This window comes from Pseudomonas sp. UFMG81 (assembly GCF_015354575.1).
Lineage (GTDB): Bacteria > Pseudomonadota > Gammaproteobacteria > Pseudomonadales > Pseudomonadaceae > Aquipseudomonas.
The window spans coordinates 77,944-97,816 of sequence record NZ_JACAFQ010000034.1 but is presented as its reverse complement, the minus strand read 5'-3'; the positions used below and the strand labels follow the sequence as shown (position 1 = coordinate 97,816).

The following is a 19,873-nucleotide window of genomic DNA, read 5'->3' as shown; positions in this document are numbered from 1 at the left end:
GTTCATGTGGCGCACTATTAAAAAGCATCTTTTGGTAACACATGTTTCCTTACTTCCCAGTAAAGTGCAGGCGCCAGACGCGTACTAAGCGATAAATAATTCCAACCAGCTGATTTATCTAATGTAATCCGCGTAACAGGCATTCTGGCATGTGGCTTGCGTGTTGATCATACGACATGGTCAAGTGATCATGTCGCATGATCAAGATGTAGCAGGCGCCGATCTTTCCATTGAAGGGTCGAGCAGCCGGTCCAAGCCCTTTGTATGAGGATCCTCCAATGAAAGAAGTCACTGCACGGTCGGAAGGTGTCGTATCCGCCCGCCGTATTTTCAGGCAGCTGCTGGTTACCCTCGCGGCCTCGACCGCGATCTGTTCGGTACAGGCTGCGCCCCAGGGGGCCGAGGCGCTGGGTTCGAAGTTGACGCCGCTGGGGGGTGAGAGCGCCGCCAGTTCAAGCGGGGACATTCCGGCCTGGGCCGCCCCAGGGCCGCAGGGGGCGGGCTGGAGCTACGGCCAGGTGCGCGGGGAGTATTGGAAGTTCAAGGGCGACAAGCCCCTGTACAGCATCGACTCGAGCAATGTGGCGCAACACGCGAGCAAGCTTTCGCCGGCCCAGCTGGAGCTGTTCAAGAAGATTCCGGGCTATCGCATGGACGTCTTCCCGACCCGCCGTACCTGTGATGCGCCGAGCTTCGTGGCTGAGAACACCCGGCAGAACGTGGGCTTCGCCAAGCTCGATGCCAGCGGCGTTGCCCTCGAGGAAGCCCATGTGCCGGGCATCCCGTTCCCCCTGCCCACTAGCGGTGCAGAGGTGATGTGGAACATGAAGATGCGTTACCGCGGCGTCGGCGTCGAAATCCCGAAAACCATCTCGGGCATTTCGCCGCGCAAGGGCGGGGAGTGGTTGCGCCAATCCACCGACACCTTCTTCTATACGCCTTGGGGCAAGAAAGGCAGCGCGCTGTTCTCGTCCGTCGGCCGCCTGGAAAACGCCACCTTCTTCAATTACCTGGAGCCCGCCGCGCTGGCCGGCCAGTCGGCGGTGCAGACGGCCGTGGCCGGTGAGCAGGCCACGACCTTCTACTACTTCCCCGGCCAGCGACGCGTACGGCGCATGCCGTCGTACTCCTACGACGCGCCGCAGATCGGGTTGGACAACCAGTACACCGTCGATGAGGCGAACGTGTTCTTCGGCACCATGGACCGCTTCGACTGGAAGCTGGTCGGCAAGCAGGAGTTGCTGGTGCCGTACAACGCCTTCGGCGCCTACGACACCGCCGCCAAGGTGGAGGCGTTCGCCGGCAACGATTCGATCGCGCCGCAGTCGCGCCGCTACGAACTGCACCGCGTCTGGGTGGTCGAGGCGAACGTGCGCCAGGGCATGCGCCACCAGGCCCCCAAGCGCATGTTCTACATCGACGAGGACAGCTGGAACCCGCTGCTGGCCGTCGACTACGACAAGCAAGGGCAGATCTGGAAGGTGCGTGAAGGCTTCTCGATCCCGGTGTACGAGACCGGTGCCTGTGATGTGCAGGCGCAGGTCCAGTACAACCTGATCGATGGCCGTTACCTGTTCGACATGACCTCGATCGGCGCGGGCAAGAACGATATTCGCTGGCTCACCGAGGAAGGTAGCAGCCCACGCCTCAAACGCGATTTCTTCACCTCCGACAACCTGCGAGCCATCAGCGAACGTTGATCCATCACCTTTCCGAGCGCCGATATGAAAACAACAATCACAAAAGCTTCAGGCCTTGCTATTGCGTGCATGACCCCACTGGCAATGGGGTTCACCTTCGAAACCGAAACCCTTCACGGCTCGTTCGACTCCACCATCACCGCAGGCATGGGCCTGCGTACCGAGTCGCGCGGCTGCAACCTGATCAACCAGGGGCCGACCGGGCACAACGTGCCTTCCGGCTGCCTGGCGCAGAGCTCGGGCGTGGCGGACCAGGGCGACCTGAACTACGACCGCGGCGATATGTTCACCAACTACCTCAAGGGCACCCATGAGCTGTTGCTGAAGATGCCCGAGGACGTCACCTTCATGGCGCGTGGCACCTGGATCCGCGACTTCGCCGCCACCGATACCACCGGCACGCTGTCGTTCAACACCCCCGAGAGTGTCGGCAGCAACGGGCTCAGCGACGACGCCCGTGACGACCTCGCTTTCAAGGCGCGGCTGCTGGACCTGTGGGTGAGCAAGGGCTTCGATGTGGGCGGGCAGCGGGTGCGCGCGCGCTTGGGCAACCAGGTGATCAACTGGGGCGAGAGCCTGTTCGTGGCAGGCGGTATCAACAACACCAACGCCTACGACTATCAGGCCCTGGCGCGCCCCGGGGTGCAGCTCAAGGAGGCCGTGCTGCCGGCACCGATGCTCAGTGTTGCCTCGGGCCTGGGCGCTGGCGTCAATGTCGAGGCTTACTACCAGTTCCGCTGGAACAAGAGCGAGCTGCCGCCGGTGGGCAGCTACTGGTCTACCACCAACGGTCTCGGCAAGGGCAGGGGAGACTACGGGTACTCTGAGAACAAGGCCAAGGACAGCGGCCAGTGGGGCCTTTCGCTGCGTTGGCAACCGGAGGACAGCGACGTCAACTATGGCTTCTACGTGATGCGCTATCACGACAAGTTGCCGTCGCTGCGGGTGGACATTCTTGACCCGGATACCTTCGCCGCAGCGCCGACCTGGCGCTACCAGGAAGACCGGATGATGTACGGCATCAGCGCCAACATGCCGATCGGCGACTGGGCGGTGGGGACGGAGCTTTCGTACCGGCCGAAGGATTCGGTGATGCTCAACCCGGTCGTCGACCTGTGTGCGAGCAATGGCGGCAAATGCTGGAAGGACGAAAAGAGGTTCCAGTGGCACCTGACCGGCCTGTACAGCTTCACACCGTCCAACTCGCCGACGCTGCTCGATTTTACCGGGGCCAGCTCGGGCACCTTGCTGACCGAACTGGTGGTCATCAAGTACCCGGGGTTGCATGACGAAGTGAATGGCGAGCCACTGGCTGCGGGGCTCAATACCTGGCAGCTGGACCCTGCAACCGCGCCGAAGTCCCGTGGCGACAAGACCTCATCGGGGATCAACCTGGACTTGAGCATGACCTACGACGGCACCTTGTTGCCGGGCTGGCAGGTCACCCCGGGCATTTTCTACGCACGCTCGCTGGGTGGGCGCACGCCCAACCTCACGGCCACCTTCACCGAAGATGCGAGCAGCATGAACCTGTACCTGAACTTCGTGCGCAATCCGGCCAGTTGGCAGATTTCCCTCAACTACGCCAAGTTCATGGGCGGCGATACGCCTTACGACCAGCTGTACCGTGACCGCGATTATGTCGGCGTCGCGATCTCCCGCACCTTGTGAGGCCTGCCGTGAACGGTTCCGTGAAACTCACTGAAATCCAGGCGCGTGGCGTGCTGCCACGCGTCGAGCGTGTCCTGTTCGGGCATCGTCGGCTGGTGCTGGCGAGCCTGGCCGTGTTCACCCTGGTCATGGCGTGGTTCGCCGTGCAGCTGCGCATGGATGCCGGCTTCGAAAAGCAGCTGCCGGTCGGCCATGAATACATCGACACATTCCAGACCTACCGCAATGACTTGATGGGCGCCAACCGCCTGACCCTCGTGGTCAGGTCGCGCACAGGCGATATCTGGAGCGCACCAGGCCTGAAACGGCTGTATGACGTGACTCAGGCGGTCAGCTTCCTGCCCGGGGTTTCCCGCAGCAGCGTGCGTTCGTTGTGGACGCCCAATGCCTTCGTCAACGAGATCACCGAAGAAGGCTTTCGCGCCGATCCGCTGGTGCCGGGAACGGTGTCTCCCGAGCACTTGAACGATGCGGTCATCGCGAAGATCGCCAGCTCCACCGCGCAGGGCGGCTTCATCGGCACGCTGGTGTCCCGTGACCAGCGCAGCGCAATGATCACCGCGGAGCTCAACGAATACGAAGCCGACGGTACTCACCTGGACTATGTCGCGTTCAACCATCGGCTGGAACAAGAGATCCGTCAGCAGTTCGAGGATGGTGACTTCGAAATCCAGATCATCGGCTTCGCCAAGCAGATCGGCGATATCGCCGACGGTGCATCAGCGGTAATGGAGTTCTGTTTGCTGGCACTGTTGCTGACCGCCGCTGCGGTGTATTGGTATTGCCACTCGCTGCGTTTCACCCTGCTGGCGCTGGTGTGTTCGCTGGCCTCGCTGGTCTGGCAGTTCGGCAGCTTGCGCTTGCTGGGCTACGGCCTTGATCCGCTGGCGGTGCTGGTGCCCTTCCTGGTATTCGCCATCGGGGTGTCCCATGGTGTGCAGCAGATCAACTTCATCGTCCGCGAGATCGCGCTCGGCAAGAGCGCCGAAGCGGCGGCGCGTTCGAGTTTCACCGGTTTGCTGATCCCGGGAACACTGGCGCTGGTGACCGCGTTGGTGTCCTTCGTGACGCTGCTGCTGATCCCTATCCCGATGGTGCGGGAGCTGGCCATCACGGCCTCGCTGGGCGTGGCGTACAAGATCATCACCAACCTGCTGATGTTGCCGTTGCTGGCGTCCATGCTGCGGGTCGACGACCGCTATGCGGCGGCCCAGGAAGTGTCCCGGCAACGCCGTACCCGCTGGCTGCGCGGTCTGTCCCGGCTCGCCGAGTGGCGCAACGCACAGTGGGTGCTTGGCGTGGCCCTGGTGGTCTTCCTGGTGGCGATCTGGCAAAGCCACGACCGGGTCGTCGGCTCGTTGCAGGCGGGGGCCCCGGAGTTGCGCGAGGACTCGCGCTTCAATCGTGATGCCGTCTCCATCGCCAGCAACTATGACATCGGCCTGGACTGGCTCAGCGTGGTTTTCGAAGCCAGCCAGGGGGGCTCTGGCGAAGGCGGGGCGGCCTGCGAGGATGTGGCGGCGGGTCAATACCAGGATCGCTTCGTCTGGGCCATGCAGGGCGTGCCCGGGGTGCTGTCGGTGGCCTCGTTCTCCAGCAACATGCGTCAGTTCAACGAGGGCTACAACGAAGGCAATCCCAAGATGGCCGCGGTGCCCATCGACCCGATGAACTATGCCGCGCTGGCCACCGAGGTGGCGCGCACGCCAGGGCTGGTGCGCACCGACTGCAGCATGTCTGCCGTGCACCTGTACCTGGCCGACCACAAGGCCACGACCATCAACAGGGTGGTGGAGGCCGCCAAGGCGTTCCGCAACGAGTATCCGCTGTCTGGCATTACGATCCGCCTCGCCTCGGGTAACGCCGGTGTGCTGGCCGCCATCAACGAGGAAGTGGAGAAGAGCGAAACCCCCATGCTGCTCTACGTCTATGCCGCGATCGCGCTGCTGGTGTTCGCCGTCTACCGCGACCTGCGGGCGGTGCTGGTGTGTTGCCTGCCGCTGACCATCGGCACCTTCATCGGCTACTGGTTCATGAAGGAGCTGCAGATCGGCCTGACCATTGCCACCTTGCCGGTGATGGTGCTGGCCGTGGGCATTGGGGTCGACTACGCCTTCTACATCTACAACCGCCTGCAATTGCACCTGGCCCACGGCCAGCCGATCACCAAGGCGGTCGAGCACGCGTTGCTCGAGGTGGGCGTTGCGACGATCTTCACCGCCATCACCCTGGCCGTGGGCGTGGCCACCTGGGCGTTCTCGGACCTCAAGTTCCAGGCCGACATGGGCAAGCTGCTGGCGTTCATGTTCATCGTCAACATGGTCATGGCCATGACCGTGCTGCCGGCCTTCGCGGTCTGGCTGGAGCGGGTGTTCCCGCGCAAGCGCCCGGTGCGCTTGATCGGCGCGTTGCTGCACTGAGGAGAGAACCATGGGACTGAAGTATTCATTGATGGCGACCCTGTTCGCCGCTGCATTGCCGCTGCTGCCCGTTCACGCCGAGCCCTTGCAGGCCGTGCCGGCGGCCCAGGCAGGCAATGCCACGCAAGCCACCATGCTGGATGCCGTTTGGGCAGCAGAGCGGCTGGTGGCTGTCGGCGACCACGGTGTGGTGTTGCTGTCCGACGATCACGGCAAGCACTTTCGCCAGGCGCGCTCGGTGCCGCTGTCCACACAGCTGACGGGGGTGTCTTTCGTGGATGCCAAGCATGGCTGGGCGGTCGGCCATTGGGGGGCGATCCTGGCCACCACCGATGGCGGTGAGTCATGGCAGGTCCAGCGCTTGTCCAGCGAAGAAGATCGGCCGTTGTTTGCCGTGCACTTCTTCAATGCCCGGCAGGGCGTTGCGGTGGGGCTCTGGTCATTGCTGCTGACCACCGAGAATGGTGGCCAGACCTGGACAGAGCAGCCCCTGCAGGCACCGCCAGGCGCCAAGAAGGCCGACCTCAACCTGATGGGGCTGTTTGCCGACAGGCAGGGCGCGCTCTACGCCACGGCCGAGCACGGGCAGGTGCTGCGCACGGAGGACCAGGGCAAAAGCTGGCGCTACCTGGATACCGGCTACGAAGGCACGCTCTGGGCCGGCGCGGTGCTGGCCGATGGGAGCCTGCTGGTGGGTGGCCAGCGCGGTACGCTGTTGCACGGTTCTGCGGCCGGCAAGGACTTTCGCCGAGTACCCACCCAAAGCAAAGGCTCTGTTACCAACGTGGCGGTTTCGGGCGCGCGGGTGCTGGTGGTCGGGCTGGATGGGATGAGGGTGCTCAGCAACGATGGCGGGCAAAGCTTCCAGGAAAACCAGGCAGCCGATGGGCTGTCGCTGACTGCGGCGCTGCTCGATGCCGACGGGGCGCCCGTGCTGTTTTCACGACGTGGGGTGGTGCTCGACCCGGACTAGAATGCTGAGAAGCTCCACACGCAATTTGTCCTCTAACCGGTGTCGCCGAGCGAAGCCTGGTTTAGTGACAAACCGCTCCATTAACGGATTCGTTTTTTGAGTAGTTCGCACGCCTTATGACCAGCCCTGTGCCCCTCTGGCCACGCCCATCGGAAACCGTTCGCGAGCTCATGCGCAAAGGCGCCGAGCGGGCTCAGGCGCTGCCACCGGAATGGATCGAGCGCCTGAATCAATCGCTGTTCGCTTCCCCGGAAGATGCACGGCTGCTGGAGGACCCGGTGATCCTGGCGGCTTGCCGGCGCGCCAACCGGGCGGAGTTGCTGCACTGGGCGAATGCGAACCTGCAGCGTCCTGGCGAGCCGGTGGAGCCCTACGTGTCCGCCGACATGGTGGACACGGCCCGGGAGCTTGCCCGCAGAGGCTTGTCGGAGCTGCTGGTGAATCTCGCCAGGTCGACCCAGAACACGGCCTGGGAGCTATGGATGAAGATGGCGTTCAGCCTGACCCAGGATCCCGTGGTGCTCGAGGAGTTCCTGGCCGTCTCGTCGCGTTCGATATCGGAATTCATCGACGGCAACATGCGGGTGATCACCCAGATCATCCTGCAGGAAAAGGAGGCGGCCGCCCACGACGAGCACATCGACAAACGCAGCCTGGTCAGTCGACTGCTCGACGGCAGGGAGGTGGACAGCGAGCAGCTCGGCAGGCGGTTGAACTACAACCTGGTTCAGAAGCATCAGGCGTTCGTGGTGTGGAGCGAAACCCCAGACGTGGAGATCCGCTTGCTGGAGGGCATGGCACGCGGCCTGGCCCAGCTAAGTGGCGCGGCGGCGCCCCTGATCGTATTCGCAGGTCCCGCTACCTTGTGGGTGTGGTGTAGTGCGGCAAAGCCGTTCGACCTGAACAGCCTGCACGGTATGGGCGCTCAGTACCCGGGCATTCGCGGCGCTATCGGCTCGCCGGCGGCGGGGCTGAATGGCTTTCGGCGCTCGCACCTGGAGGCGTTGACCACCCAGAGGCTCATGGGACGCCTGGCCGGGTCGCCGGCCGTGGCCACGATCGACCAGGTCAGGATGGTGTCGCTGATGACCCAGGATGCGCGTGCGGCCAGGCAATTCGTTTTGAGCACCTTGGGGCGTCTGGCGACGGAGTCGAAGGTGCTTCAGCACTCGTTGCACGCCTTCCTGGCCAATGGCTGCAATATCACCCAGACCGCCGAGGTGCTGGGCACCCATCGCAATACCCTGCTGCGCAGGCTGGAGCGGGCGCAGGACCTGTTGCCTGTGCCGTTTGCCGACCACCGCATACAAATTGCCGCAGCGCTTGAACTGGTGATCTGGAGTACCCCGTTCGATGATGGCAAGCCCAGCTGAGGCTGATCGGAGTCGCATGCTGCAGGGCGATCTGGATCTGCTAACTTGAAGGTCCAGTGCGCACGGCAGCGGTCATAGGCCGCAGTCCCGATCAAACTTGTCATTTGCCAGGGCCTGGGGCAGGGTCCATACCAATGACATCTCTGCCAAAGGAGTCACCGCATGTCGAAGCTCTATCCCAGTATTGACCCTGAGGGGCTGGTCGAGTACTCGGTGGTCTACACCGACCGCTCGCTCAATCACATGTCGCAGACCTTTCAAGGGGTGATGAAGAACATCTCCAAGACACTGAAACAGGTCTATAACGCCCAGGCTGTTGCGGTCGTGCCGGGCAGCGGTACATTCGGCATGGAATCGGTAGCGCGACAGTTTGCCACCGGCCAGCAATGCCTGGTGATCCGCAACGGCTGGTTCAGTTACCGCTGGAGCCAGATCCTCGAGATGGGCAACATCCCAGCGGCCACCACGGTGCTCAAGGCCAGACCGGTCGACACCGGTCGCCAGGCAGCCTACGCACCGCCGCCTCTGGACGAAGTGCTGACGGCCATCGAGGCGCACAAGCCGCAGATCGTCTTCGCCCCTCACGTTGAAACTTCATCCGGGATTATCTTGCCCGACGATTACCTGCGGGCCGTCGGCGACGCGGTGCATGCAGTGGGCGGCCTATTCGTGCTGGACTGCATTGCCTCAGGCACGCTGTGGGTTGATATGCACACGTGCGCCGTCGACCTGCTGATCAGCGCACCGCAGAAAGGCTGGAGCGCTTCGCCTTGCTGCGCGCTGGTGATGCTCAGTGCCTTGGCCCTCGAGCGCATCGAGCAGACGCAGAGCAGCAGCTTTGCCTGCGACCTGAAAAAGTGGCTGCAGATCATGCAGGCCTACGAACAGGGCGGACATGCCTACCATGCGACCATGCCCAGCGATTCTCTCGCACGATTCAACGACGTGATGAACGAGATGCAAGCCAGCGGCTTCGACAAGCTGCGCGAAGAACAGTGGGCTCTGGGCGATCGGGTGCGCGCCATGTTGGCCGGCAAAGGCATCAAGAGCGTGGCCGCAGCCGGGTTTCAGGCCCCGGGCGTGGTGGTGAGCTACACCGATGATGCCGACATCAAGAACGGCAGGAAATTTGCCGAACACGGCCTGCAGATCGCTGCCGGAGTGCCGTTGCAATGTGACGAACCGGCCGACTTCCAGACCTTTCGCATCGGTCTGTTCGGGCTCGAAAAGCTGCATAATATCGAGCGCACGGTCAGCACCCTCGAACAGGCACTGGACGAAGTGATGGTGAACTAAGGCTTTCTCTGGGCTGCCGCGCAGCGGCGGCAGCCCGCTCAAAGCAGACTGTGGACAACCACCTTCAAAGGGCGATAGCGTCGCCCATTGAACTCGGGGGGCTTTGCCATGGATGTTATTGCTAATTACCTTTGTGCACCACGCTGAGGCAGCGTTGACTGTACGCGGTTGCATGAAAATCAACCTGCAAATCGTCAGTACAAACGAAAGCGTCAAAACCTTCTACGAGTCGCTGGGCTACTCGACAGAACCACGCATCAGCATGGGGAAAAAGATCGAGTCGAATATCGAGATGCCGGAAGACTAGGCCTGGCGAACGCCCATTGGTTTGACAGGCGATTGCCTCTGGCCGTTAGAGCCATGCCTTTCAAGGTTCTGACCACTATCGCATGAGGGCCACCAAGGGCTTGCCGATGGTTTTGCAGCGCTCTCAAGATCGAGCGCCGCNCAGCGTTGACTGTACGCGGTTGCATGAAAATCAACCTGCAAATCGTCAGTACAAACGAAAGCGTCAAAACCTTCTACGAGTCGCTGGGCTACTCGACAGAACCACGCATCAGCATGGGGAAAAAGATCGAGTCGAATATCGAGATGCCGGAAGACTAGGCCTGGCGAACGCCCATTGGTTTGACAGGCGATTGCCTCTGGCCGTTAGAGCCATGCCTTTCAAGGTTCTGACCACTATCGCATGAGGGCCACCAAGGGCTTGCCGATGGTTTTGCAGCGCTCTCAAGATCGAGCGCCGCCCGCGCGGCGCATCGCGGCACAAGGCCGCTCCTACATCTGTTTCGGGCCAGTTATGTCTGTGAGGGTACCGCTGCCCGCCTTGGTGCATGCCTTGAGTCATGTGTGGCGACGGTAGCGTCCACACAGAAACCGCGTCGTACAAACAAGGCGTACGGGCGCGGCGGCGCAGGCATAATTGGCCCGAAACAGATGTAGGAGCGGCCTTGTGCCGCGATGCGCCGCGCGGGCGGCGCTCGATCTAAAGAGCGCCGCAAAGTTTTCGACAAGCGCATCGTCGCCCTCATGCGATAGCCGTCAGGACCTTAAAAGGGATGTGCCTTAGGTGAACAGGACGGAATTCGAAGGTTTGGTTCGAGTAGCCTTCCCACGAGCGACCTTCACGCAAAGGGGCTTGCTTGATTACGAAATCTTCAAGACAGCCTCAAAACGCGACTGACCTACGATGTTCAGCCGTTGCAACCACCTTGCCGCGCTTGAGCACCATCAACCGTGTCGGCAGGTCGAGGATGACATCGGCCACGGCACGGCAATCGACCAGCACTTCAACCCCAAGGCTTTGGCAGGGTTTGTCGTGAGCATCGACAACACGGTGGCCTGATCATCCGCGCCGCCCAAGTGGCACGCAGGAATGGCCAGTTGTGCAATGTGCAACAGGTCGCCAGTGCCATAGGGTGTGAATGCGTTCCGAATGTTGTTGGTGGCCAGGCAAACCGTGACACCGCCGTCGCGCAGCGCACGCACAGGTGTCAGGGTGCGTCTTACATTGTGACTGTCACCCCGAGCGCCCAGGTGCAGGTCGGTGGCGGGCAGGCACATCACGCTGATGTCGGCCTCACGTAGCAACGCGATGACCTGTGCCTGCCGCGCTGGCGAGACGGCGGCCAGGCTGGTCAGGTGCCCAACGCAGACCCGCCCTTGGTAGCCTTCGGCAATGGTTCTACGCGCCACGTACTCGATGGTCATGTGCTCGGCGTCATCGGCGAAGTCCTGGTGCAAGTCGATGTCTTTGCCGTACCGCTTGGCCAAGTCAAAGACGAAATCGATGTGCTCCTGCGGCGACACGTCGTTGTAGGGAATGCCGCCCACCACATCGGCCCCCATCTCCATTGCCTGGACCATCATGGCCTGCATGCCAGGCAGCTTGAGAATGCCTTCTTGCGGAAAGGCCACGACCTGGATGTCGATCACCTCGCGAAACTGCTCGCGCAGCTCCAGTACCACTTCGAGCCCGGTGAAGCCTTGGACGGGGTCGAACTCGGCATGGGCGCGCACATGCGTGGTACCGGCTTGTACCAATGCGCGCAGCACCTGGATCGAACGTTCGCGGATATCCTCACGGGTCAGTGTGGGCTTGAGTTCGGCAGTGACGGCGATCGCTTCCTTCAAGGTGCCGGAACGATTGGCCATGCGCTGCATGACGTTGGCTTTTTCCAGGTGCAGGTGGCCTTCGACAAACCCAGCAACAAGCACATTGCCGTCGCCTTGGATTTCGTGCTCCGCCGTGGTGGCGATGTGTTGCGCGATCTCGGCGACCTTGCCTGCTTGCACAGCCACATCTACCCGTGGCTGGGCGTCGTCAATGCGTACATTTCGAAAGATTAGGTCCATCAACTTCAGTCCTCATGATGAGTGCTGTAGCGCTGCGAAGGCCGGGCTCAGTTATTCGAGCAACCATTGCCCATCACGCGGTACTCAAGCACATGCTCATTGCCTTGGGAGTCTTCGTACGTCATGCGAGCGGGCACTACCTGACAGACATTGGGGACTTCGCTCATGGAAATGACACGGGCAATATCGAGGTGCTGGGAGTAGCTGTACTGTTCAACCGGTGCCTGCTCGACCTGTTGCTCAACGTCAGCAGCCATCGCCGCGTTGCACAGCGCGCCGAGTATCAATGCGAACATCGCTTTCAATTTGGATCACCTTCAGGTTGTGGCTGGGCCGCGAAGTTGCGGCCCAGCCCATGTGTTGCAGTTAGATCAGAACGGCTTGGTGGGCAGGTATTTGCCATCCAGGGTGATCACTGCGCGCGAGCCGCCCTCGGGGTCTTCGACTTTCTTGATGTCCAGCTTGAAATTGATGGCACTGATGATGCCGTCGCCGAACTTTTCATGAACCAGCGCCTTCAGGGTGGTGCCGTACACCTGCAACATCTCGTAAAAGCGGTAGATGGTCGGGTCGGTCGGGATACCATTTTGAATGCTGCCGCGCAGTGGCACGGTCTGCAGCAGTGCGATGCCGTCGGCGTCGAGGCCGAGCTTGTCACCCACCACCTGGGCGGCGCTCGCCGGCAGCGGGTGCTGGCCCAGCAGTGCTGCGGTGACGAACGCTTCGGACAAGCCGGTGCCTTCGGTGATCTGGGAGAACGAGAGGTCTTTGCGGGCTTTGGCCAGAAGGATGACTTCGCTCAGGGCAAGGCGAGCGTTCTGGCTGATTTGCGATTGGATCATGGTGTTTCTCCTTGGTTGAAGAGGTTCAGGCAACGCGCTTGGGTTGATGGGAAACGGCGTGCACTTCGGGGTTGTGGGCGAGGGATACGAATGTGCCGGTACTGCCATCGAAGGCCTCGATCAGCCCGCTTTCGATGTCGTAGATCCAGCCATGCAATGTCACACGGCCTTCTTCAAGGGCCAGGCGCACCGAGGGGTGGGTCTGGATGTTGGCAAGCTGGGCGATCACGTTTTCGCGCACCATGGCTTCGACCTTGGCCTGCGGGCCGAAATGGTTGCGGGCTTCGTTGACCACTCGGGCGGAATCGGCGTAGCGCAGCCAGCCGGCCACTGCGGGCATGTGGTCCAGGCATTTGCAGGTGGCGATGGCCGTCATGGCGCCGCAATCGGAGTGGCCGCAGATGACGATGTCGGAAACCTGCAAGGCCGCCACGGCATATTCGACCGAGGCCGATACGCCTCCAGGCTCGGGCCCGTAGGACGGCACGATGTTGCCTGCATTGCGAATGACGAACAGGTCCCCGGGTTCGCGCTGGGTGACCAGCTCCGGCACCAGGCGGCTGTCGGAGCATGAGATGAACAGGGCGCGTGGGCTCTGCTGGCTGGCGAGATCCTTGAACAGTTTGACGCGCTCGGGATAGGCGTCTTTCTGGAACTTCAGAAACCCGTCGATGATGTCTTTCATGGCTGACTCCTTGAGTGACGCGATGTGTTGAAGCAAAGGTTACGCAGCCCTTTCAATAAGGTAAAAGTCTGATTTATGATCAGGTAGATCAGATAATCTTATAGGCGCACCCATGCTTGCCCGGCACATCCAGTACTTCATCGCAGTGGCAAACCACCTCAGTTTCACCCGCGCCGCAGCGGCCTTGCATGTGTCGCAACCGGCGTTGTCGCAGCAGGTCCGCCAGCTGGAAGAGAGTCTCGGCATTGCGTTGTTCGATCGTTCCGGCCGGATCACGCGATTGACGGATGCCGGCGAGGTGTACCTGCGCTATGCCAAGCGAGCCGCGCAGGAACTGCAGGAGGCAAAACGAGCCATTGATGACCTCGGCGATCTGAGCCGCGGATCACTTCGGGTGGGGGTAACACCGACATTCACCAGCTACCTGGTTGGTCCGCTGGTTGAGGCGTTCCATAGCCGCTACCCGAACATCACGCTGGTGCTGCGAGAGATCGCTCAAGAGGCGCTGGAAGAACTGTTGTTGGCCGACGAGGTTGATGTGGGCATTGCGTTCGACAACGGCCATCATCTGGACCTTGAGGCCCAAGCGCTACTGGTCGAAACCCTCGCGCTGGTGGTCGGCAAGCATCATCCTCTCGCCACGACGGGCAGTATTGGCCTGGAGGCGTTGAACGCAGAATCGTTGATACTCTTGAGCGCCGAATTCGCCACGCGTGAGCAGATCGACAGCTACTGCCGCCAACACAACATTCGCCCTCACGTACACGTGGAAGCCAATACCATCAGTGCGCTTATCGAGGTGGTCAGCAGGACCACGCTCGCGACCTTGTTGCCGGCCAACATCGCCCTGGCTCACGAGCAGTTGGTCGCTATCGAGTTGGACCAGCAGCGCTTGCAACGCACTGCTGTTCTGATGCAACGAAAAGGGGTTTACCAAACGGCTGCAGCGAAGGCCTTCGTCGAACTGGCGATGAAAGTGGCCAAGCAACTTGAGGAGCCAGGACACTAATTCGCAGGCAAGAGGATCACAAAATTCTTTTTCATGTCTTCCAGCACGGTCCATTTGCCCTTGGCGCCCGGTTCGATAATGAACGTGTCGCCAGCGGCCAGTGTGATGGGGGCGCAACCCTCAAGCTCGATGACGCAGCATCCACTCAGGACATGGCAGAACTCCCAGACTTTGTAGTCGATGCGCCACGCTCCGCTGCTGGCTTGCCATTCTCCGGAAATGCGACCTTGCTGTTCATCGTGATAGTACTTGGACGTCAGCGTATGAGGGGTGCCTTGCAAGACCTCTTCAAAAAAGGGGAGGTCGCGTACCGGTTGGATATCCAGTTCGCGGAACACGGTCAGTTTATTGTTCATGGTTTTTCTCGAGCACGTTGTGGGTAGGGCGATACATCAAATAGGCTTCACCGGTTACGCCCAGCATCGGGTGCGCAACGATCTGGCAGGCTTTAACAATTTGAAAACCGTGACGTTCGTAGAAGCGGCGTGCACCGTGGTTTTCTGCATAATCGATCAGGCATAGCCCCTTTAGGCCAGAGTCCTCAGCGCGCTGCTGGGCGTGGCGAAGAAACTGGGCACCCAGCCCCTGGCTGCGCCAGACCTCATCCAGGGCCAGGCTGGAGATGTACAAGGTGTCGGGTATTTCCATGTCGGAGTAAGGCGCAAGGACCGGGTCTGTCTCGACAGGCCTGTCAGGGGCCTCGCGCAAGGCATAGCTATGCATCATGCCGATGACGCGCCCTTCGAAAGTGGCCATCAGGCAGTTCTTATAGGAAAAGTCGCCCTGTTCCCTGGCATAGCGAGACGCACCGACACTCAGCAACGCTTCTCCAGGTGCGGCAAGCTTGCTCCATATGTAATCGGCCATGCCCTCCGATGTCAGTTGAAAGAAGCGCGCAATATCATGCGCGTCCGAGGCTTGAGCAGGTCTGAAGTCGATAGGCATGAACAGTGCTCCCATGGGATCGGGTGGTTAGCTTTCAAGGATTACGCCCTTGGCATGGTGGCAGGGTAGGCAGGTTGAACGGTTCCCATCATGCTCTGGGCGAACACCGTCAGCACGGCGTGCGACGCTGGCCCATGCTCAAAGGCACGTGGCCGTCCAATGGCTCAGGCCTGGGGAGTCGATCGTGCAGCTGCCGGAGGACGTGAGACGAGAAGCGCAGCGACCTGTACTTGCGCTGTGGAATGGCCGGAATCAAAGCAGGGATGCCTGCGTCGGGAATGGTATTTCACGAAAGGCAGCTACCGACCCATAGCGGCCCTTCATCGAAGTTATGACTCGGCCAAAAGCAGCCGTTCACAGGAGATAAATTACGGCCAATATTGCGCTTTTTGGAATGTACTAACTGCTGCTTGTGACACCACTTGTATCGGGCTGGGAGTGGGTATCGCTAAAATGCCTGCATGCGGCTCATTCCAAAATCACGATGCCTCCAGAGGTGAATAACAATCTCGCCCTACGCTTGCAGAATTCTAGGCGCCAGAAGCTTCTGGCGCCCGGCAGCATGCGACATCAACGCTGCTTGCGCAGTGATTTAACCTTTCCAGTGTGTCTTGCGTGCCTTACTGAAATTGCGCGCATGGGACTCGGATAGCAGGCAGAGAATTTCAAACGCAAAGGCAGAACATAGATTCGCGGAAATCCCGTGGGGATCATACGGCGGGCATAGTTCAGCAATATCCGCTCCGATGATGTTCATGTCCTTGAGCCCACGAATGATCAACAGCAACTCCCGCGACGTAAGCCCGAACGGCTCTGGCAATTGGGTACCCGGGAGGTAGGTCGAGTCCAACCCATCCGTATCAATCGAAAGATAGAACGGACGATCACCGATTCGTTCGCGAATCTCCTTGAGCACCCCAGCTACCCCGATCTCGAAGAATTCATGCATCGGGATAACCCGCATACCCGACTCATGGGAGAAATCCCAGAACGCCGAGAGCCCGTTGCGAATACCGATCTGAATAGTTCGCTCGGGATCGATTGCGCCGTCCAACGCAGCATTCAAGAACACCGAGCAGTCGTTCAACTCGCTGCCTTGGAAGTCACCACGGGCGGTATCAGCATGCGCATCAATATGCACTAGGCACACCGGCTCGCCACCCGTCAGACCACGAAGGATGGGATGGGTCATTGTGTGCACGCCACCGATGGTCAGTGGGTAGATTCCGTTTTCACGAAACTGGGTGTAAACCTCAGTCACCTGGCGAACGGTCGCGTCTACATCATGCGGACTACGCAAGGGCACATCGCCGAAATCCGCAACGCTGCACAGTTCGAACGGAATGGTCTTCCACACGTCATGGACTGGGCCACGGAAGCCCGACCACTCACGCACTGCATTTGCTGCAAAGCGGGTGCCAGGTCGCACCGGCGCACTGGTTTCGAACGGCAGACCAACGCACGCGATATCGATGTCCTTCAGCGCCTGGGTCGTGGGCGCATGAAAGAACGATCCTGTTCCCCCGCCAAAGGAATCACCAAACAACGTAGAGCCTTCATCTTGTGCCCGGGCAAAGAAATCCGCAATCGCGCGGTCCCCGTTATGGGTGAAGCCATCGCTACGCTGGGCCAGCGCTTTCAACTTCTCGCGGCGTTCCTGGGTCATGGTAGTCATTTTTATTTTCCGTCTAGATCGGTAGGGGATTGATTGAATGAAGCGGTAATGCAGGCGCCAGGTATTCACCCACCAATGGCGTTTCGGTGAGGCAGGGGCAAGGTCAGGCGCGTGATCAGACCCAGCAGGCCGACGCCGACAAAAATGAACACTGTCATCCAGTCGAGCAGGCTGCCGGTGCTGGCTCTGGGCCAGAGCAGGTTGAGTATTTCGAAGAGCAACCAAGCTAGGGCGATGAACGGAATCAGCTGCGCCAGCAGCGAACCTGGGCGTTGGGCAGTTCCGCAGCAGCGGGCGATGACCAAAGCCAACGTAGGAAACAGAAATGAAATGAAGAAGCCGGCCGCCGTGAAATTCACTAACCAGGTGTAGAGATTGGTACTGCTAATGAACAGGACAAGCATCGCAATGCACGCTGTCAGCCTGATTGCATTGGCCGGGACCGCTTCCCTAGCGCTCAGCAGGCCTAGCGCCCGTGCAAACGGCAGCTCACCTTCCCGTGCAAACGCCCAAACATTGCGCGATACGGCTGCCTGGATGCTTAGAACGCTGGCCAGGAAAGCGATGACGAACAGCGCCAGTACGCCTTTCACAATGATGGGTGGGAACGCCATCGCTAAGGTGGCCAGCACCGGGTCGCTGCTGTCCACGGCCTGTACTGGCATTGCCAACAGAATGGCAAGGCTGGAGAACATCACAATGAAGGCGACGAAGAACAGCGACAGCAACATGGCCAATGGCACCGCACGCTGAGGGTTCTGGACTTCTTCAGAAATGGAACTGGCCGATTCGAAGCCGAGGAATGTCCATCCTGCCAGCGCCGTAGCCACAACCAGCGACGAAGTGAAGAAGCCTCCTGTGGGAGTTACTGTGGCCGCCGCGGTGAAAAGGATGTCCAAACTGTTGATCCGGTAGAACAGCAGTAGGATCACGCCGATGCCCACCGAACCGATGATCTCGGCCCAAATGCACAGCGCCACCATCCACTTGACCACTCGGCGACCGCGGATATTCCCAAGCGTGGTGACCGCGAGCAGGCCGCAGGCCAAGGTAATGCAGTTCCCGGCACTGGCTTCGATACCCAGCAATTCCGCGAGGAAAATTGCCCCGGCATAGGACACCGCCGCCATCGCGATGGTGAGTGTCCAGAGGTAGAACCAGCCGGCGAACCAGCCATAACGGTGGCCCATCAGTTTCCGCGACCACTGGTAGATACCGCCCTGGAGCGGCCAGCGCGCGGCCAGTTGCCCAAGTGCCAAGGCGACCAGCATCTGGCCCGCCAGGGCCAGCGGGAAGCCCCACCAGAACGCGGCACCCAGGGTACTGACGCCAATACCGAAAATCCCGTAAAGCGCCACGATCGGCGATACGAAAGCGAAGGCCAGGGAAAACGTCGAAGCCAGGGTGAAGTCCCGACGCAGAGCCGGAGTAGTGCTCGCACTGTTGGCGGTGTGGTAGGTCATTTTGTTGTTCTCGTTTTGACAAAACGTTTTTGCAATATCCAAACATTGCCAAAACGTTTTGTCAATGATCCAATGTGGCCTGAATTGCACAACGGCAGACCAGCAAATGGATGTGAAGAAAACCAGACCCGGCCGGGTAGGAATCAATGATGTGGCAAAGGCTGCGGGGGTGTCGGTCACCACCGTGTCGCATGCGCTCAACGGCAAGGGGCGGATCGACCCGAATACCATGGAGCGCGTACGGGAAGTGGCGCAGAGTCTGGGCTACCGGGCCAATCCTGCGGCCAGCAACCTGCGCGGCGGGCGTTCGGGGCTGATCGGAATTGCCTATGCGTCGTCGGAATTGTCAGTGTCGCTGACTGATCTGGACCACTTTGTCGGGCTGTTCAGCAGCGCCTCGCAGACGGCGCTAAACATGGGCTACAGCCTAGTGCTGACTTCTGCGTCAGTAGCGGCACTAGAGCGTCTGCCACTAGAGGGCATGATCCTGGTAGACCCCGTAAGTGAAGATCCGTTGCTCATGTATTTTGCGCGTAAAAAGCTCCCCGTGGTGACGATCGGCCGCGATCCGCTCGCCTCGTCAGCACCCAATTTTTGGGTAGACAACGACCTCGTGCGCGACACGCAGGCTGTGCTCGATCACTTGTACTCGGCGGGCGCGCGGCGCATTGCCTTGCTGTCTCCGCCACCACTGTATTCGTACAGCCAGGACATCATCACTGCCTACCAGCAATGGGTTGAGCAGCGTGGATTACCTGAGCTGATTGAGGCGACGGCGACCGGTTTCAACGAGAGCGCGGGGTATGAGGCGGCCGAGCGCCTGTTTCAAAGCGCAACACCGCCCGATGGGATTCACTGTGCGGTTGATCGCTACGCCAAAGGAGTTTTGCTATCGGCCTCGATTCGGGGCATTCAAGTGCCCGGAAAACTACTGGTGTCGGCAGGTACGGACAGTGAAATCGCCAGGCATGCGAATCCACCCTTGACGGCACTTGACTTACGACCAAAAGAGGCCGGAGTACGAGTGGTCGAGTTATTGGCAGATTTGATACGTGGCCAGGTGCAGGAGCCCCATGTTTTCATTTCGTCTAAACTTGTGGTGCGACAATCAACGGAGTGTGAAGACAGGGAAGCGAAAACAGGGCTAGTTAGGTCGGAATTGCCCCTAGCCCCTTAGGCAAAATTGACTTCATGCGTCTGGCTTTCTTCAGCCATTGGTGAACGGCAATGGGTCGAAAGCGGACGTCCAGGTTGGCCGCTCTCGACCCACTGCGGACATTCCTTGGGTGGCAGTCGAGCGCACTTGTCGAGCGTGGTTCGCTGTTGATCTGGTGCTGCCAGACAGTCATATGGCTCCCCCCCACGGCCAGACGGGGGCTCACTTCCAGATGGGTATCTGCAGTTTCATTGAGCAGATCACCACTGAGTGAACGCTTCCATGGCCAGTCGATTAGGCTCTGTACGAA

18 protein-coding genes are annotated in these 19,873 nt (G+C 60.4%); 10 read left to right on the top strand and 8 right to left on the bottom strand.

What is annotated here, in order from left to right; all coding sequences use genetic code 11:
- Nucleotides 1–278 precede the first annotated feature (278 nt).
- The 8 genes from IX761_RS21360 (at nt 279) to IX761_RS27355 (ending at nt 10,039) form a co-directional block, all read left to right on the top strand.
- Nucleotides 279–1,700, top strand: a complete 1,422-nt coding sequence (locus IX761_RS21360; protein ID WP_194791494.1) for a DUF1329 domain-containing protein — start codon at nt 279–281, stop codon at nt 1,698–1,700.
- A gap of 24 nt (nt 1,701–1,724) precedes the next feature.
- Complete coding sequence (locus tag IX761_RS21355; RefSeq protein ID WP_323744594.1) at nt 1,725–3,371, top strand: DUF1302 domain-containing protein; 1,647 nt, start codon at nt 1,725–1,727, stop codon at nt 3,369–3,371.
- Nucleotides 3,372–3,379: 8 nt separating this feature from the next.
- Complete coding sequence (locus IX761_RS21350) at nt 3,380–5,791, top strand: efflux RND transporter permease subunit (RefSeq protein WP_194791493.1); 2,412 nt, start codon at nt 3,380–3,382, stop codon at nt 5,789–5,791.
- Nucleotides 5,792–5,801: 10 nt separating this feature from the next.
- Entirely contained in the window at nt 5,802–6,764 is a 963-nt protein-coding gene (locus IX761_RS21345; RefSeq protein ID WP_194791492.1) for a WD40/YVTN/BNR-like repeat-containing protein, read from the top strand.
- A 170-nt stretch (nt 6,765–6,934) separates the two neighbouring features.
- Complete coding sequence (locus IX761_RS21340) at nt 6,935–8,137, top strand: PucR family transcriptional regulator (protein ID WP_228533816.1); 1,203 nt, start codon at nt 6,935–6,937, stop codon at nt 8,135–8,137.
- Nucleotides 8,138–8,299: 162 nt separating this feature from the next.
- The gene (locus tag IX761_RS21335) at nt 8,300–9,433 is read left to right on the top strand and encodes an aminotransferase class V-fold PLP-dependent enzyme (protein WP_194791490.1); all 1,134 of its coding nucleotides are present in this window, start codon (nt 8,300–8,302) and stop codon (nt 9,431–9,433) included.
- Between the two features lie 172 nt (nt 9,434–9,605).
- Complete coding sequence (locus IX761_RS21330) at nt 9,606–9,740, top strand: hypothetical protein (RefSeq protein ID WP_267241137.1); 135 nt, start codon at nt 9,606–9,608, stop codon at nt 9,738–9,740.
- A gap of 164 nt (nt 9,741–9,904) precedes the next feature.
- The gene (locus IX761_RS27355) at nt 9,905–10,039 is read left to right on the top strand and encodes a hypothetical protein (RefSeq protein ID WP_267241137.1); all 135 of its coding nucleotides are present in this window, start codon (nt 9,905–9,907) and stop codon (nt 10,037–10,039) included.
- Nucleotides 10,040–10,663: 624 nt separating this feature from the next.
- Here IX761_RS27355 and IX761_RS21320 read toward each other — a convergent pair.
- From IX761_RS21320 to IX761_RS21305, 4 genes are all read right to left on the bottom strand, one after another.
- Entirely contained in the window at nt 10,664–11,788 is a 1,125-nt protein-coding gene (locus tag IX761_RS21320; RefSeq protein ID WP_228533814.1) for an amidohydrolase family protein, read from the bottom strand.
- Between the two features lie 47 nt (nt 11,789–11,835).
- On the bottom strand, nt 11,836–12,093 hold the full coding sequence (locus tag IX761_RS21315; RefSeq protein WP_194791489.1) for a DUF2790 domain-containing protein: 258 nt from the start codon (nt 12,091–12,093) through the stop codon (nt 11,836–11,838).
- Nucleotides 12,094–12,159: 66 nt separating this feature from the next.
- Nucleotides 12,160–12,630: a cyanase gene (gene cynS, locus IX761_RS21310; RefSeq protein WP_110993677.1), complete on the bottom strand. Its 471-nt coding sequence runs from the start codon at nt 12,628–12,630 to the stop codon at nt 12,160–12,162.
- 25 nt (nt 12,631–12,655) lie between these two features.
- Complete coding sequence (locus IX761_RS21305) at nt 12,656–13,315, bottom strand: carbonic anhydrase (protein ID WP_125463601.1); 660 nt, start codon at nt 13,313–13,315, stop codon at nt 12,656–12,658.
- 112 nt (nt 13,316–13,427) lie between these two features.
- Here IX761_RS21305 and cynR point away from each other — a divergent pair, with 112 nt between their 5' ends.
- Nucleotides 13,428–14,324, top strand: a complete 897-nt coding sequence (gene cynR / locus IX761_RS21300; protein WP_194791488.1) for a transcriptional regulator CynR — start codon at nt 13,428–13,430, stop codon at nt 14,322–14,324.
- Here cynR and IX761_RS21295 read toward each other — a convergent pair.
- The 4 genes from IX761_RS21295 to IX761_RS21280 all read right to left on the bottom strand — a co-directional run bounded on the left by IX761_RS21295 (nt 14,321) and on the right by IX761_RS21280 (nt 18,407).
- Nucleotides 14,321–14,680: a cupin domain-containing protein gene (locus IX761_RS21295; protein WP_194791487.1), complete on the bottom strand. Its 360-nt coding sequence runs from the start codon at nt 14,678–14,680 to the stop codon at nt 14,321–14,323. The genes cynR and IX761_RS21295 overlap by 4 nt on opposite strands.
- Nucleotides 14,670–15,269, bottom strand: coding sequence for a GNAT family N-acetyltransferase (locus tag IX761_RS21290; protein WP_228533812.1), 600 nt, complete (start codon nt 15,267–15,269; stop codon nt 14,670–14,672). The genes IX761_RS21295 and IX761_RS21290 overlap by 11 nt, the downstream gene beginning before the upstream one ends.
- Before the next feature lie 592 nt (nt 15,270–15,861).
- Nucleotides 15,862–16,944 carry an arginase family protein gene (locus IX761_RS21285; RefSeq protein ID WP_194791485.1) on the bottom strand — a complete coding sequence of 361 codons (1,083 nt, stop codon included), beginning with the start codon at nt 16,942–16,944 and terminating at the stop codon, nt 15,862–15,864.
- Between the two features lie 65 nt (nt 16,945–17,009).
- On the bottom strand, nt 17,010–18,407 hold the full coding sequence (locus IX761_RS21280; protein WP_194791484.1) for an APC family permease: 1,398 nt from the start codon (nt 18,405–18,407) through the stop codon (nt 17,010–17,012).
- Nucleotides 18,408–18,513: 106 nt separating this feature from the next.
- On the opposite strand from IX761_RS21280, the gene IX761_RS21275 reads away from it, so the two are divergent.
- Nucleotides 18,514–19,584, top strand: a complete 1,071-nt coding sequence (locus IX761_RS21275; RefSeq protein ID WP_194791483.1) for a LacI family DNA-binding transcriptional regulator — start codon at nt 18,514–18,516, stop codon at nt 19,582–19,584.
- The last annotated feature ends 289 nt before the right edge of the window (nt 19,585–19,873 follow it).